This is a genomic window from Butyrivibrio sp. AC2005 (assembly GCF_000424145.1).
GTDB lineage: Bacteria > Bacillota > Clostridia > Lachnospirales > Lachnospiraceae > Butyrivibrio.
Window position 1 is genome coordinate 37,792 of record NZ_AUJI01000009.1, and the last position, 15,476, is coordinate 53,267.

Sequence of the window (15,476 nt, forward strand, 5' to 3'; positions counted from 1 at the left end):
TTAGTGAGAAGTGTAAAGTGGAAAGAAAATCAGGAAAAAGTGTTGCGTTTGGCATTATATATTTAATATTTTTATTAATTGTTTCATTCTTTGCATACAGACACGTAACTGATTTTACAGGAAAAAGATATATAGTTATTTGCGCTGTACTGTTTTTGTTTTCGGCAGCGTCACCCTTTATTCTAATTAGAAAAAAGTGGAAAACTCCCATAATTGTAAAGCTGATAGCACTTATGATATACCCGCTATTGTGCTTTTATTTTACCGAAAAAACGTTGGGGACCGGATTTGCTTTCGGAAGTGCCGGTAAAAAGATTCTCATTGGCAATTATGGACTGTATGCGCTTATCATATGGTTCATATTTGCGTTAACGTTATCTCTTGGCATATCGTTTTTTACAAGCGGTCTGCTGTTCATTTCTTTTGGGCTCGCCAATTATTTCACTATTTTATACAGACAGGTACCAATTCTTGCAGGTGATGTGGCTACTGCAGGTACAGCCCTTAATGTGGCCGGACATTACACATACGAAATGGGTATTTGCCAGCTAATGGGCATTATGTTTGTGCTTGCAATCCTATCCCTTGCCTTGTTTTATAGGGAGGAGCACGAAAACAGGTTTGGAATCGGAAAGAGACTGGCTATAGCTGTTGTTTCCATCGTAATTTTTGTGGCAGCAGCCAGAATAGTGGCATTTACTGATTTTCTTGAAAATCAGGGGATATCTGTTCATGTGTGGGTGCCTGCGAAAACCTACAGACAAAAGGGCGGGCTGCTTACCTTCGGAAGAAGTATCAGAAATATGGTGGTCGATAAGCCCGAGGGCTATAGTACGGACAATATCAAGGCTCTTATGACAGAGTACCCTTCGGATTCCATTTCCGATGACAAGGTAAGACCTAATGTGATCGCCATTATGAATGAGGCATTTTCTGATCTTCAGGATGTGGGAGATCTTCCGACTAATATAGAAGTGATGCCGTTTTATGACAGTCTTACCGAAAACACCATTAAGGGGTGGAGCTATGTTTCGGTATTTGGCGGACAGACAGCAAGCAGTGAATATGAGTTTTTGTCAGGGGATTCCATGGCCTTTATTCCTGCCGGAACGACGCCTTACCAGCTATATATTAAGAGATTTATGCCCACGCTTACGGGGAATCTTTTGCTGGATAACTATTTCAGAGCTATAGCACTTCATCCGTATAAACCGAATGGATATAACCGTAATAACGTATATCCTATTTTGGGATTTGACCAATTCATTTCCGTAGATGATTTTCCTGCAGATACGCCTACTATGTCGCAGCATATTACAGACAGTGCGGATTACAAAAGGATAATTGAAGAATATGAGAAAGCTAAAAAAGAAAGCGATGAGCCTTTTTATGTATTCAATGTGACAATGCAGAACCACGGGCCTTTTTCAAAAGGAATGGAAAATGTGCCTGATGAGGTGAAAATCACGGATGAGGAGCTGGATATGGACGGAGTTCAGGACTATCTGAACCTGATTCATGAGAGTGATAGGGCCTTAAAGGAGCTTGTGGAATACTTTGAAAATGTTGATGAACCGACAGTTATTGTGATGTTCGGAGATCATGAGCCCGGCGTGGGGAACGCTTTTTATAACAAACTCGTGGGTGGAAATAAGAATAACCTCGAGGGTGAGGAATTGATGAATCTCTATCACACAAAGTTTGTTATCTGGGCTAATTATGATATTCCCGAGGCAGATTATTCCAAAGAAAATGCCATAAGCATCAATTATCTGCAGTCACTTATGCTGGACGCGGCAGGAATGAAGATGAGCGGTTACAATAAATATCTTTTGGATGTGATGAAGGAAGTGCCGATAATTACAGCCAATGGATATTATGGTGCAGATGGGAATTTCTATAATACAGACGATGAGAAATCTCCTTACTATGAGAGACTTCAGCAGTACAGATCTATAGTATACAATCACCTCTTCGATAAAAAGGGAAGGGTGGACGAGTTTTTTGAGTATTCCCAAATGAGTCCTGAGGAGACTGCCAAAGTCAGGCAGGAGCTTCTTTCCGAGAAGCATATAGTCCATGCGGGAGGTTTCATCACGGCAGCCGATGGGACAGAGTATAATTATACAAGCAGCGTGGAAGCCATAAATAACTGTTATAATAATGGAAATAAGTTTTGTGAACTTGATTTTTTAATGACTTCGGATAACCAGCTGGTATGTGCCCATGCCTGGAAGCAGCTTTATAAAAACGGGGAACCCCTGGAGGATGCGGTGACTCTTGATGAGGCACTATCCTGTAAGATGGAGAATCAGTTTACGACCATGTGGCTGGGAAGTCTTGTGGACTTTCTGAGAGAGCACGATGGGATGTACATAGTGACAGATATTAAGCAGAGCTACAATGAAGAAGGGGCAAAAATGATAGCGGAATATTGCCCTGATCTCAAGGACAGATTCATAATCCAGGTTTATAATGAAGAAGAAGCGACTGTAATGGAGAAGCTTGGATTTAACAACATCATATTTACGCTTTACCGAACTGATGAAGCTGAGAGGACAGCAGATGCCCTCATGAAAGCAGCGAATAAACACGATTTTGTTGCCTGGACTGCAAAAAAGGCGTTCATAACAGATGAGTTTGTCTCTGATATTAAGGCTACAGGTGTGCCGCTCTTCACACATACTGTCAATGATCCCGAAGAGATGAAGGAATTCGTGACCAAGGGGGTAGACGGTTTTTACAGTGATGTGGCAGATTTTGATACTATAAAGAAGGAACTGGAATAAATGGATAATAAAAAGGCCATGGGAGCGGCCGATAAGCGGCATTTTTTTAAGACCGGATTTCGCGGAGCCCCCGGCACCTTTGAACTGAATGATGAACAGCTAAAAAAGCTGCAGCAGACGTTGCTTGAAATGCTAAAGGATTTTATAGCGGTATTCGAGGAGGAAGGCATCTTCTATACGTTGAGCGGCGGTTCAGTTCTTGGTGCTATAAGGCATCAGGGGTTTATACCCTGGGATGATGACATTGACATAAATATGCCAAGGAAGGATTTCGAACATCTAAAGAGGGTGTTTGATGAAAAGCTTGGAGATAAGTATGTCCTCTGTGGTCCTGAATTTGGCAGAGGCTATGGTATGTCCCATGTTCAGATAAAGAAAAAGGGTACAACCTACAAGGCTTTTAATGAGCTTACCATGCAGGATACCGGTATTTTCATAGACATATTTGTGCTTGAAAATACCTATGACAGTGCAATTAAGAGAAAGATACACGGATACTGGTGCCTGGTGCTTGGATATATCCTGACCTGCAGGAAAACAGCAGAGGATTGGAGCGCTCTTGAACCATATCTGTCGGTGAATAAGGTGCTTAAAGAGGCTTTTGAAAAGAAGATGAAGATAGGAAGACTCTTTAAGTGGCAGAGCCTCGACAAAGTTGCCAAAAGGGTTATTTATTGGTATTCTTACTGTGATTTGGAAGAATCTAAGCTGGTATGCATTCCAAGCGGCCGTAAGCACTATTTCGGTGAGATGTACAGGCGCGAGGATATGTGTGAATCCAGGGACGCAGTGTTCGAGGGAATGAAAGTTAAGATTCCCAAAGGAACGGAGACTTATATGGAGATTCTTTACGGCCCTAATTATATGAAGATTCCTCCGGTAGAGGACAGAGAGATTCATTCAGCAGTAGAGCTGGAATTCTAAATAATGAGGGGAAAGGGAGAGAAATATGGCAAATATAGCAATCATTATTGCAGGCGGTTCAGGACACCGCATGCAGCAGGATATTCCGAAACAGTTCATAAACGTATATGATAAGCCCGTTCTTATGTACACACTTGAGGGCTTCCAGAAGCACCCTCAGATTGATGCAATTGAGCTTGTGTGCATCGATGGCTGGCAGGATATGGTTTGGGCATATGCAAAACAATTCAATATCACAAAGCTTAAATGGATAGTTCCCGGAGGCGAAAGCGGTCAGGAATCAATCAGAAACGGCGTGTTTAACCTTGAAGGCAAGGCAGAGGATGATGACATTATCATCATACATGACGGAATAAGACCTCTTGTGGACGAGATGGTTCTTTCTGATGTAATCGTGGTTTGTAAAAAGCATGGCAATGCTGTAACCTCACTTCCATATAACGAGCAGATTTTTGTTGTGAATGATGAGGAAGAGGGTACAACCAGAAAATACATTCCCAGAGAAACTTTAAGAAGAGTATCCACCCCTCAGGCTTACAAATTCGGTAAGCTTGACTGGGCATATCATGAAGCCTTCGAAAAGGGAATCGGTATAAAGGGCAGTGCTTATACCAATACCATGATGGTTGATCTTGGAGAAAAGCTGTACTTTGCTGCAGGCTCCGATAAGAATATCAAGCTTACAACCAAGGATGATCTTGAGATGTTCAAGGCATATCTTAAATCGGATAAGGATAACTGGTTAAAGTGAGAACAAAAGGCGAAACAGGGAAGAGACTTTCTCTTCAGGAAATAAAAGATACACAGCTTAATATTCTCCTTGAGTTCGACAAAATCTGTAAGGAAAAAGGTCTTACCTTCTATCTTTGCGGCGGGAGTCTTTTGGGGGCAGTAAGGCATAAGGGATTTATCCCCTGGGATGATGATATTGATATATGCATGATACGACCTGAGTACAACAGACTTTGCGAGCTTGCAAGAAAAGACGAAGTCGGAGGCCCTGACTGGTTAAAGATTGTTTGCTATGATAACGGAACATCCAGATATCCCTTTATAAAGGTGTTGGATAAGCGAACAGTGGTTTATAACGACTTTTTCAGGGAAGAGGAATACGATAATCTCTGGATAGATCTTCTTCCGGTTGACGGACTTCCGGATGATGAGGCAGAGGTTGCAGATCTCTATAGAAAGGTGACTACATATAGGAAATATGTGCAGATGAAGCATGTCAGACCTTTTGAAGGGAAAAGTCTTTCAAAAAAACTTGTTAAGCCTTTCCTGTTCCTTTTTGCCAATATAATTAACACTGATCGTTATAATGAAAAGCTTGTCGCTATTTCCACAGCTCATCCCTATGAGAAGGCCAATCAGGTTGGGATAGTTACGGAGGGATTGTATGGAACAAAAGAGGCAATCCCAAGAGAAGCCTACGAAAAATCCATAGAGGTGGAATTTGAGGGACATATCTTCAAGGCAACCTCATATTGGCATGAATATCTGAGTAATCTTTTTGGCGATTATATGCAGCTTCCGCCGGAAGATAAAAGAAAAACTCACGATATGAAAGCCTACAGAATAAGTGAATAATACTGAAAATACTATATTGTAAAGACGAAAAAAATAGGAAACGATTATCAGTCGTTTCCTATTAGTTCTTTAAAGGAAGGCCATTTGCTCTTTGTGCCGAAGGAATCAAAATATCTGGCAAGGTCACCGGAGAAGAGCTCTTGTATAGCTTGTCTGTGTTCCGGAAAAACAGTTCCTTTATTGGTGAAAATCGTGTACCATCCAAATACATTTTTTAGTTCGTGCTCTAATATTTCAAAGCGAACTCTGTCGTTTACATCATTGTTATTGCAAAGCTCTTCACAGATTTTGAAGGAATTCAGATCGCAGTCGAAATGAGCGGCGCGCTTACCTACGAGAGAATCACCATTATTTTTTCTGTGGAATACGAAGGAGCGCCTGGTAATCATAATGCGCTCAGCCTTTATACATACATTTACATAAAAGGATCTGTCGTTTGCACAAAACAGATTGTTGAAGCGGATATCATTATCCATAAGGAAGCTTCGCTTATAAATTCCATTCCATGGAACAACATTTATGCAGTAGAGATCTTCCGGCTTGTTGTGAAAATCCAGGATAGTATCATATAGCTCCTCGGGAAATCTTGGAAAACGGTACTGTTTCTTTATGGGAAGACCATTTTTGGCATTAAAGGCTATGCACCTTGTCTTTAGCATATCGAGGTTGTTGGCGGAGGCTATTTTATATAAGTGAGAATATGTTCCGGGTATTACAAAATCATCGGAATCCATAAAGTGCACGTATTCGCCCCTGGCAATCTCAAGCCCCTTGTTTCTGGACGGACCGGCGTACATGTTCTTTTCGTTCTTTAGAACAGTTACATTTGCGTGATTTTTTTCATATTCATGAAGGATGTCCGGGGTGGAATCCGTAGAACAGTCGTCAACACAAATAACCTCCAGCGGAAAACGCTGAAGGAGGATGCTGTTTAAGCACTTACGAATATATTTTTCCGCATTATAAATCGGGATAATTACTGATATTTTCGGATTGTTCATGTTAACCTCAAATTATTTTTGTACTATATTTTACCAAATGAATTTGATTATATCTATGCTTTGAATTAGAATTTGAAAAAAAGGAATTAGATTAAGGACATTTTTTATGCTTGGAAAGGTAAAAAGAGGAATCCTGTCGCTGGAAGCCTATGCAGCCAGAGGAAAGGATAAAATTAGAATACAGGAGAGATTAAGAAGCATGCAGGAAGATACTGGTATGTCTGTTTCTGTTATTAATCTGCCTGTAGATAATCCTGACGTGAAGAAACGATTTGCTGCTTCAATTGCAAAGGCAAAGACAAATATTCAATATGAAATAGCTGAGGATGCAGAGAAAGCCAAGGGAGAATACCTTGTCTTTGTAAACTGCGTAGATGATGTATGTGACGGATGGCTGGATTTTCTTGCAGAAGCATTCAGAAAGGATGAAAACACAGGAATTGCCGGCGGAAGTACTTATTATTCAGCTAAGATGAGAAAAGGAAAGGCCTATAAAACCAGATTCAAAGGGGTTTCATATACGGCAAACCGTACAGATAATCGTGGCATGTCCTGTAAGCTTTCAAATGCCAATATAGAAGGTGACGAGCAGAGTGGTGGAATAACTAAAACAGATATTCCTTCTATAAATATAATAATGATAAAGGCAGATTATTACAGGAAGCTTGGCGGCTTGTGTAAGCTGTATGAAAATAATGCCTGGGACTTTGCTATTGCTGATCTGTGTTTTATGTCTGTCGCATACGGAAAAGACAATTACCTGTGTGATAATTGCCTGGTTTCCGTGTTTAGAGACAGGGCTATACGAAAAGGAAATAACGACGGAAGGTATATACTACCCGGAAGGTGGAGAAAAAATGCTTTATCCGGGAAAAGACCTAAGATAAACAATAATGAAATAGACATCTGTGCTTCAATGCCGGCGAACGAGGATGGAAAGTTCTGGGGTGACTATCACTATGCCAATGCTCTTCAGGCAGCATTGGAAAGACTGGGCTATATTACCAATGTAGTTCCGATAGATGACTGGTACGAGGAGAGTACAGCCAGAACAGTATTGGTGCTAAGGGGAAGACGGGGGTATTACAGAAAGGCTTTGGATGACGGGCAAAGGCTTATTTTCTGGACAATATCCCATCCTGCCGATATAAGCGTTCCTGAGCTTAATCAGGCAAACTACATATTCTATGCTTCGGAAAGAATGCAGGATAAGTTTTCTGAAAAGGTTGATGTTCAATCCGAGGTTTTGATGCAGTGTACTGATCCTGTGGCAATGCTGTACAGTGATGAGAGAGTTATTCCGACTAACAATTATTCTCCCGAATTATTATTTGTTGGAAACAGCAGAGGAGTATTCAGAAAAATTTTAAGGGATGTTCTTCCTACAGACCATGACCTTCATGTATATGGAAGACATTGGGAGAAATTCCCTGAGGTTCAGGAGCATGTGATAGCAAATTATATAGACAATGACAAGGTTGCAAGTGTTTATCACAATGCCAGAATACTGCTTAATGATCATTGGGATGACATGAGAGAATATGGCATTATTTCCAACAGAATTTTTGATGCCATGTGTGCCGGGGCGTTTGTTATAAGCGATGATGTACCGGGACTTGAGGAAACCTTTGGCGGATGTCTTGTGACTTATACTGACAGAAAGGATCTCAGCGACAAAATAGATTATTATCTTACACATGAGTTTGAGAGGATGAGAATTGCCAGAGCGGGCAGAAAAAGAGTATTAAATAAACATACTTTTGATGACAGAGCCGAGAAGATAGCGGAAGTTATAATGGCCGATAAGTATGCCAGGTTGTAAATTTGGAGAATAATTGTTAATATATTAGTTTGGATACCTAATGTTAGAGAATAAAAAAGAGAGTTATGAGTATTAGTACAAAGATAAAAAAGAAAATCAGAAAAGCAAGGTCTTATAAGTTCCTGTTTGAAGAGCTGGTTCAGAGAGACTTTAACCAGAAATACAAGCGAACCATACTTGGAATGGCCTGGAGTATATTATCGCCCCTTTTACATCTCCTTGTTATGAAGGTTGTATTTACACAGTTCTTCGGAAGAGGCAAGAATTCACTCTACTATACAACGTACCTTTTTTCGGGGAATATAATAATGTCTTTCTATAAGGAAGCTACCAAGCAGGGTATGAGTTCCCTTTTCAAGGAGAGGAAGATACTGCAGAAGATAAACGTACCAAAGTATCTGTTCCTTTTATCAAAAAATGTGTCGGCTTTTGTTAACTTCCTGCTGACACTGGTCGTTTTTTTCATATTCTGTTTCTTTGACAAGATACAGTTTGGACCGCGAATGCTGCTGATAGTTTATCCTATTTCAACGCTTCTTGTTATGAATATAGGAATAGGAATGATTCTTTCGGCTTTGTATGTATTTTTTAGAGATATACAATATTTATATGATGTATTCCTGACACTTCTCGGATATCTGTCAGCTATCTTCTATCATGTAGAGGATTTCAACAATATCATGGTACAGAGAGCATTTTTGCTTAATCCTGTGTATGTGGTAATAAAGTATATCAGAGTAGTAGTTATAGATTGTCAGATACCTTCAATAGAATATCATGCATTATGCGCATTTTATGCATTGTTCTATCTGGCAATCGGCTTGTGGATTTATAAGAGATATAACCACGAGTTTGTTTATTATTTGTAATATAAAGATCAGGAGTTTTCATGTCAGTTATTGAATGTAATGATGTCAGTATCCGCTACATCACCGGAGACTTAAAGGCAATTGGATTAAAAGAGTTTGTTGTCCGCAAGCTTACAGGCAATTATCATGTCAAAGAGTTTTGGGCAGACAGACATATATCCTTCAAGCTTGAGAAGGGAGATATGCTTGGAATCATAGGTTCCAACGGTGCCGGAAAGAGTACTATCCTTAAGGCGATTTCCCAGATTCTTCTTCCTGTTGAGGGTTCTATTAAAGTGAATGGTACAATTGCCGCACTCCTTGAGCTTACCAGTGGCTTTGATGAGGATATGACTGTTAAGGAGAATGCGTATCTTCGTGGAGCGATGCTTGGATACACCAGACAGTTCATGGATGAGAGATATGAGGAGATTATTCAGTTTGCTGAGCTCCAGAAGTTTGAGGATTATCAGTTTAAACAATTATCAAGTGGTATGCGAAGCAGACTTGCATTTTCAATAGCCTGTCTTGTTGATCCGGATGTCCTCATACTGGACGAGGTTCTGTCAGTAGGTGACGGTGCATTCCGTGAGAAGAGTGGTAATAAGATGAGAGAGATACTAAAAAAGGGTATCACAGCAATCCTTGTATCTCACTCGATTTCACAGGTAAGGGAGCTCTGCGACAAGATTCTGTGGCTTGATCATGGTAAACAGATAGCGTTTGGCTCAGATGTTACAAGGCTTTGTGATGCATATGAGGAGTTCCTCCAGACACAACAGATTCCTACTTCGGAAGCAGAGATAGATAAGCTTGCCAATGATTTCAAGATCCGCAAGGAGAAGGAGGTTAAGGAACAGACTTCTGAGCTCAGAAAGATGATGAGGACTGTACCTGACGACGAGGCATACAGAGCAGCAATTGGCTTCCTTAAGGAGAAGCATCCCGAGACACTCAGGGATATAGATAAGTTGAGAGATTAGTATGGAAAAGAAAGTTACGGTGGTTGTTCCTTCATATAATACGGAGAAACAGATTGAAAAATGTCTTGATACCATCTGCGCGCAGACACTTAAGGATATTGAGATAATCGTTGTGGATGACGGGTCTACGGATGGTACGGTTTCTATTGCTGAGGAATATGCAAAAAAGGACAACAGGATATCAGTAATAAAAAATCAGCATGAAAATGCCGGGGCTGCGAGAAATGCAGGGCTGGATAAGTCGGAGGGCGAATACATCGTCTTCTGGGATTCAGATGATTTTTTTGCTGTATCTGCACTTGAGAAGTTATATAAAAAGTGTAAAGCCGAAGATGCCGATATTTGCATCTGCGACGCTTTTCATGTGGATGATAAAAGCGGCAAGAGGGTACTTGGTAACAAGAATAATTACCAGTATCTTGTTAAGGGCAACACTTACAATAGGAAAACCAACCCTGACTACATCCTGAATATAACTACGAATGTTCCGTGGAACAAGATGTTCCGCACAGGGTTTATAAGAACTCAGGGGATTCGCTTTCAAAGCATCGAGAGAGCAAACGATGCTTTTTTTACTATGTCTGCGATGACTCTTGCTGAAAAAATAACTGTTATAAAGGATCCGCTCATTTACTGGAGAATAAATCAGAAGATAAGTACTACAAGTGATAAATCAAGATCACCTATGTGTGTGTTTAAGGCATTTGAGGAGACGAAGAGGTTTCTTGAGGAGAGAGGCGTCTACGGGGAAGTTAAAAAGAGCTTTCTGAACAGGGCTGTAGACAGTTATCTGTACAGTCTTAAGTGCCAGAAGAATTTAAACAGCATAGACAGCTTCAGAGAGTCTTTTGATTATATAAAAAATGAGGCATTTCCAAGGCTTGGATGGGAAAATATAGGCCCGGATGATATTTATAAGCGTAACAAATATGAGACCTTGATGTATGTAATCAATGGAAGTTACGAGGAATACATGTTGTTCATGGAAGATGAGCTCCAGACCAGATATAACAAAACTATCAACTCAAAAGCTTACAGATTTGCCAGAAAGTTAGCATGGTTTCCTAGAATGCTTAAAAGAAGGATGGGACTGAAATAATGAATTTATTGGATAATTCACTTTATTTAGAGGATATTTCTTATATTACAGGAAGGAAGCTTCCCTGGGATAAGCTTTCCGGGAAGAGCTTTCTGATATCAGGTGCAACGGGACTTATCGGAAGCTGTCTTATTGATGCGCTTACAGCGCTTGATAAAGAGAAAAATCTTGGAATTAAGATTTATGCCATCGGAAGGAATAAGAGCAAGATCGAAGCAAGATTCGATACAGCCATCGTGACTGCGGTAGAACAGGATGTTAATAAGCCGTTTTCAGAAGAGATTAAGAGTGTAAAAGCAGATTATGTGCTTCATCTTGCAAGTAATACTCATCCGATGCAGTATTCGACAGATCCTATCGGAACCATCATGACAAATCTGATAGGGCTTAACAATATGCTTGAAATAAGTGAGACTGCAGAGAGATTTCTGTTTGCGTCATCTGTTGAGATATACGGCGAAAACAGAGGAGATGTGGAACGTTTTGATGAGAGCTACCTTGGTTATATAGACTGTAATACAGCAAGGGCAGGTTATCCTGAGGGAAAAAGAGCAGGTGAGGCACTTTGTCAGTCTTATATAAAGCAGAAGGGAATGGATATAGTTATCCCGAGACTTTCAAGAACCTATGGACCTACAATGCTCCAGTCAGACACAAAGGCGATATCCCAGTTTATTAAGAAGGGCGTTGCAGGTGAGGATATTGTGCTTAAATCCGAGGGTACCCAGCTTTATTCCTACAGCTATGTGGCGGATGCTGTAACGGGACTTCTGTATGTTCTCTTACTTGGCGAGAACGGTGGCGCCTACAATATTGCAGATGAGGCTTCAGACATTACACTTAAGGATCTTGCGGCCATAATTGCAGATTATGCAGGCAAAAAAGTAATTTTTGAGCTTCCGGATGCCACAGAGGCAGCAGGCTACTCCAAGGCTACAAAGGCTATTCTTGATTCGGCTAAATTAAAGAAGCTTGGCTGGAACGCAGGCTATGACATGAAGAAGGGTCTGGAGCGAACTATAGATGTCTTGAAAGAAGAACTTTGAGCGAATTGTAATTGCTTGTAAATATTATAAAAGGACATGAGAAAAAATAATGCCTTCCCTTTGGGGGCGCAAGACGTCCGGGGGACGTCTGCTTTGCGCCGACCGAAGTGGAACGAAGACAGGTGTCAGCGAAGCTGACGGATGAGGGGAGGATTATCCTAGAATGAAGTTTAAGGAGTGGAAGCAGTCCACTGAGGATTTTATAATAAGATGGGTTTCCAGAAAGATAGTATTCCCTGCCATGTTTTTTGCAGGCAGCCTAAAACCCCTTAAGGAAAATAAGGTGGTCTTTTTGGAATTAAGGCTCCTTTCGCTATCAAATAACCACAAAGAGCTTTATAAGAGGCTTACAGAGGACTATGACCTCGATGTGCATTGCATTTTCTTTAAAATAGGGACAGCGAGACGACGCGAGATATATAAGCATTATGCGGAATATATCAGGGAAGCGGCAGATGCAAAGTACCTTATTTTCAGCGAAGGTAATGATGTTCATGCCTGTGTGTGGAAAAGAAAAGGCCAGCATCAGCTAAATACCTGGCACGCTGCAGGCGCCTTTAAGAGATTTGGGCTTTCTACAGCAAAGAAACTGTTTGGAGACACAGCAGCAAATATGAAAAGATTCCCTTCGCATGGGGATTATGACCTGGTGACAGTAAGTTCTCCTGAAGTTGAGTGGGCTTATATAGAGGCCATGGGCAAAGAGAAAGATCCGGAATGCATAAAGGCAGTTGGCCTTTCGAGAACGGATATTTTTTATAAAGATGGTGAAAAAGCTGCTGCTTATGAGAGATTCTATAAGCAGTTCCCGGAGGCAAAGGGTAAAAAGGTTATTCTCTATGCACCTACTTTCAGAGGAAAGACTGTTGGAGCCGAGACACCGGACAGACTGTCGGTTAAGATGTTTTATGAAAGTCTCCATGAAGACTATGTTCTTGTGTTTAAGCATCACCCCATTGTACATAAGAGACCTGAGGTTCCGGAGGAATATAGCACGTTTGCCAGGGACTTGTCCGATACCATGACAATTGAAGATCTGTTGTTTGTCAGTGACATATGCATAAGCGATTATTCATCTCTTATCTATGAGTATTCTCTCTTTGAAAAGCCGATGATATTCTTTGCTTATGACCTTGATGATTACTTTGACTGGAGGGGCTTTTATTATAACTATGATGAGCTTACTCCCGGCCCTGTTTACAAGACTAATGAAGAGATGCTCGACTATATAGAGCATATAGATGAGAGATTTGACAGGGAAGAAGTAAGGAGATTCAAGGAGCGGTTTATGAGTGCATGTGATGGTCATGCTACGGACCGCATAATGAAGATGTTTTTTGAACCATCACTTGAGAAGTATAAAAAGAAAGATAAGTAATGACTCAGAAGAAGACCTTTAAAATTGTATACCTCATAATAGCGGCACTTATAACTGCATTTGGTTTAAGCCAGGTAACGGATTACACAGGAAAGAGATACCTGGTTCTTACGGCAGCTTTTTTAATTTTTGCGTTTGGATTTCCTTTTGTCAGTGAAAAGGTAAGAGGGATTCTGGATAAATGGCCAAGATATGTGCTCCTTATAATATATCCGTTTATATGTTATTTTCTTACAGAATGTGCACTGGATACAGGATATTCCATATTCGGAGCTAAGCTTAAGGCTATTGTCGGTAATTACGGACTATACTGCCTGATGCTGTGGGCCATATATGCATTTACCTTATCCCTTAGATGGTCACTTTTTCTTACGGGTGTTCTGTCGGGGATGTTTGGTATAGTAAACTACTATGTCATAAAGTTTAGACAGATACCAATACTGGCAGGTGATATAGCAACAACGGGCACAGCGCTTAATGTGGCAAAAGAGTACGAATATTCATACACTATCAAGCAATTTATGATGATAGCATTTATTCTTGCATGTTTTTCTTTTTTCTTGTTCTATAGAGCGGGCGAGGAGAAGAGAAGGGATATTCGTTTCAGACTGATAGTTGCAGGCCTGGGTGTTATAGTAGTAATCGGATCAGTATATACACTTGGTGCAACGGATTTTCTTAAAAATCATGGGATTACAATTAATACCTTTATGCCCATAAAATCATACAGAAATAACGGTGGTCTTCTTACATTTACAAGAAGCATTCGCACTATGGTAATAGATAAACCCAAGGACTATAGTGTTAAAACCATTACAGAGCTTCAGAATACCTACACTTCAGATTCTGTATCATCTGATACCGATTTTAAGAGACCAAATGTTATTGTTGTTATGGATGAGGCATATGCTGATCTTCAGGATGTGGGAGAGCTTCACACAGATAAGGAGGTCATGCCTTTCTACGACAGTCTTACAGAGAATGCAATAAAGGGGAAGAGCTATGTATCGGTATTCGGAGGTCAGACAGCCAATACGGAGTACGAATTTCTAAGCGGAGATTCCAAGGCATTCCTTCCTGCCGGAACTACACCTTATCAGCTCTATATAAAGAGCTTTATACCGACACTTACCCAGAATATGATATTGGATAATTACAGTGGTATTCTGGCGCTCCATCCTTATAAGAAGAGCGGTTACAACAGACAAAATGTTTATCCTTATATGGGATTTTCAAGATTTATAACAATTGATGATTTTACTGAAGATACACATACAATCGGCGGTCATATAGATGACAAAGAGGACTTTGCAAGAATAATAGAGGAATATGAGAAGGCCAAGGCTGAGAGCGATGAACCTTTTTATATTTTCAATGTTACTATGCAGAATCACAGTCCTTATGCAGGCGAGTGGGAGAATCTTCCTGATGAGATAGACGTACTTGATGATAATCTGCAGCAGGACGGAGTAGAGAACTATCTTAATCTTATCCATGAGAGTGACGCTGCACTTAAGGAACTGGTGGAGTACTTTGAAAAAGTTGAAGAACCAACCGTTATTGTGTATTTCGGAGATCATCAGCCGGGGCTTTCGGATGAGTTCTATGATAACCTGCTTGGTGCTGATAAGAGCAGTTTAAAGGGACTTGACCAGATGAATCTGTACCATACGAGATTTCTTATCTGGGCAAATTATGACATACCTGAAGAAAATTATAACCTTGAGAGTGGAATAAGTATTAACTATCTTCAGTCAGTGATGCTTGAAGCCTGCGGAATGAAGAAAAGCGGATATAATAAGTATCTCCTGGACCTCATGAAGGATGTTCCTATAATAAATGCTAACGGTTATGTTGGAGCTGATGGGAATTTCTATGAAGTGGATGATAAGACGTCACCTTATTATGAGGAGATAAATATTTATAATACACTTTGCTACAATCATCTTTTTGATAAGAAGAACAGGGTGGATTCGTTCTTCGAATATGGGGAGTGAGA

The 15,476-nt window shown here is 40.4% G+C and carries 12 protein-coding genes; 11 read left to right on the plus strand and 1 reads right to left on the minus strand.

The features are described 5' to 3' along the window. Positions 1–17 precede the first annotated feature (17 nt). The 4 genes from G602_RS28405 to G602_RS0100200 are packed head-to-tail and all read left to right on the plus strand — an operon-like array spanning position 18 to position 5,300. Positions 18–2,789, plus strand: coding sequence for a sulfatase-like hydrolase/transferase (locus G602_RS28405; RefSeq protein WP_049944970.1), 2,772 nt, complete (start codon positions 18–20; stop codon positions 2,787–2,789). Then, positions 2,790–3,713 carry a LicD family protein gene (locus tag G602_RS24570; RefSeq protein ID WP_049944971.1) on the plus strand — a complete coding sequence of 308 codons (924 nt, stop codon included), beginning with the start codon at positions 2,790–2,792 and terminating at the stop codon, positions 3,711–3,713. 25 nt (positions 3,714–3,738) lie between these two features. Beyond that, positions 3,739–4,464, plus strand: coding sequence for an IspD/TarI family cytidylyltransferase (locus G602_RS0100195; protein WP_026491751.1), 726 nt, complete (start codon positions 3,739–3,741; stop codon positions 4,462–4,464). Beyond that, a complete protein-coding gene (locus G602_RS0100200) occupies positions 4,461–5,300 on the plus strand; it encodes a LicD family protein (protein WP_026657072.1) in 840 nt (279 codons plus the stop codon). Before G602_RS0100195 ends, G602_RS0100200 begins: the two co-directional genes overlap by 4 nt. A 47-nt stretch (positions 5,301–5,347) precedes the next feature. Here the strand turns inward: G602_RS0100200 and G602_RS0100205 are convergent, their stop codons facing one another. Beyond that, complete coding sequence (locus G602_RS0100205; protein ID WP_026657073.1) at positions 5,348–6,301, minus strand: glycosyltransferase; 954 nt, start codon at positions 6,299–6,301, stop codon at positions 5,348–5,350. A gap of 106 nt (positions 6,302–6,407) precedes the next feature. Here G602_RS0100205 and G602_RS0100210 point away from each other — a divergent pair, with 106 nt between their 5' ends. The 7 genes from G602_RS0100210 to G602_RS24585 all read left to right on the plus strand — a co-directional run bounded on the left by G602_RS0100210 (position 6,408) and on the right by G602_RS24585 (position 15,474). Further along, positions 6,408–8,123 carry a CgeB family protein gene (locus tag G602_RS0100210; RefSeq protein WP_026657074.1) on the plus strand — a complete coding sequence of 572 codons (1,716 nt, stop codon included), beginning with the start codon at positions 6,408–6,410 and terminating at the stop codon, positions 8,121–8,123. Between the two features lie 65 nt (positions 8,124–8,188). Next, the gene (locus G602_RS0100215) at positions 8,189–8,992 is read left to right on the plus strand and encodes an ABC transporter permease (RefSeq protein ID WP_026657075.1); all 804 of its coding nucleotides are present in this window, start codon (positions 8,189–8,191) and stop codon (positions 8,990–8,992) included. A 20-nt stretch (positions 8,993–9,012) separates the two neighbouring features. Further along, positions 9,013–9,954 carry an ABC transporter ATP-binding protein gene (locus tag G602_RS24575; protein WP_081675776.1) on the plus strand — a complete coding sequence of 314 codons (942 nt, stop codon included), beginning with the start codon at positions 9,013–9,015 and terminating at the stop codon, positions 9,952–9,954. Position 9,955: 1 nt separating this feature from the next. Next, positions 9,956–11,053 (plus strand): glycosyltransferase family 2 protein, encoded by a 1,098-nt coding sequence (locus tag G602_RS0100225; protein ID WP_026657076.1) that lies wholly within the window; start codon positions 9,956–9,958, stop codon positions 11,051–11,053. Further along, entirely contained in the window at positions 11,053–12,099 is a 1,047-nt protein-coding gene (locus tag G602_RS0100230; RefSeq protein ID WP_026657077.1) for an NAD-dependent epimerase/dehydratase family protein, read from the plus strand. The genes G602_RS0100225 and G602_RS0100230 overlap by 1 nt, the downstream gene beginning before the upstream one ends. A gap of 163 nt (positions 12,100–12,262) precedes the next feature. Beyond that, positions 12,263–13,477, plus strand: coding sequence for a CDP-glycerol glycerophosphotransferase family protein (locus G602_RS24580; protein ID WP_044930699.1), 1,215 nt, complete (start codon positions 12,263–12,265; stop codon positions 13,475–13,477). After that, complete coding sequence (locus tag G602_RS24585) at positions 13,477–15,474, plus strand: LTA synthase family protein (protein WP_049944972.1); 1,998 nt, start codon at positions 13,477–13,479, stop codon at positions 15,472–15,474. The genes G602_RS24580 and G602_RS24585 overlap by 1 nt, the downstream gene beginning before the upstream one ends. Positions 15,475–15,476 lie beyond the last annotated feature (2 nt).

Coding starts and splice junctions, on each gene's coding strand:
- G602_RS24570 (WP_049944971.1), top strand. CDS start 2,790: ATGGATAATAAAAAGGCCATGGGAGCGGCCGATAAGCGGCATTTTTTT.
- G602_RS0100195 (WP_026491751.1), top strand. CDS start 3,739: ATGGCAAATATAGCAATCATTATTGCAGGCGGTTCAGGACACCGCATG.
- G602_RS0100205 (WP_026657073.1), bottom strand. CDS start 6,301: ATGAACAATCCGAAAATATCAGTAATTATCCCGATTTATAATGCGGAA.
- G602_RS0100210 (WP_026657074.1), top strand. CDS start 6,408: ATGCTTGGAAAGGTAAAAAGAGGAATCCTGTCGCTGGAAGCCTATGCA.
- G602_RS0100215 (WP_026657075.1), top strand. CDS start 8,189: ATGAGTATTAGTACAAAGATAAAAAAGAAAATCAGAAAAGCAAGGTCT.
- G602_RS24575 (WP_081675776.1), top strand. CDS start 9,013: ATGTCAGTTATTGAATGTAATGATGTCAGTATCCGCTACATCACCGGA.
- G602_RS0100225 (WP_026657076.1), top strand. CDS start 9,956: ATGGAAAAGAAAGTTACGGTGGTTGTTCCTTCATATAATACGGAGAAA.
- G602_RS0100230 (WP_026657077.1), top strand. CDS start 11,053: ATGAATTTATTGGATAATTCACTTTATTTAGAGGATATTTCTTATATT.
- G602_RS24580 (WP_044930699.1), top strand. CDS start 12,263: ATGAAGTTTAAGGAGTGGAAGCAGTCCACTGAGGATTTTATAATAAGA.
- G602_RS24585 (WP_049944972.1), top strand. CDS start 13,477: ATGACTCAGAAGAAGACCTTTAAAATTGTATACCTCATAATAGCGGCA.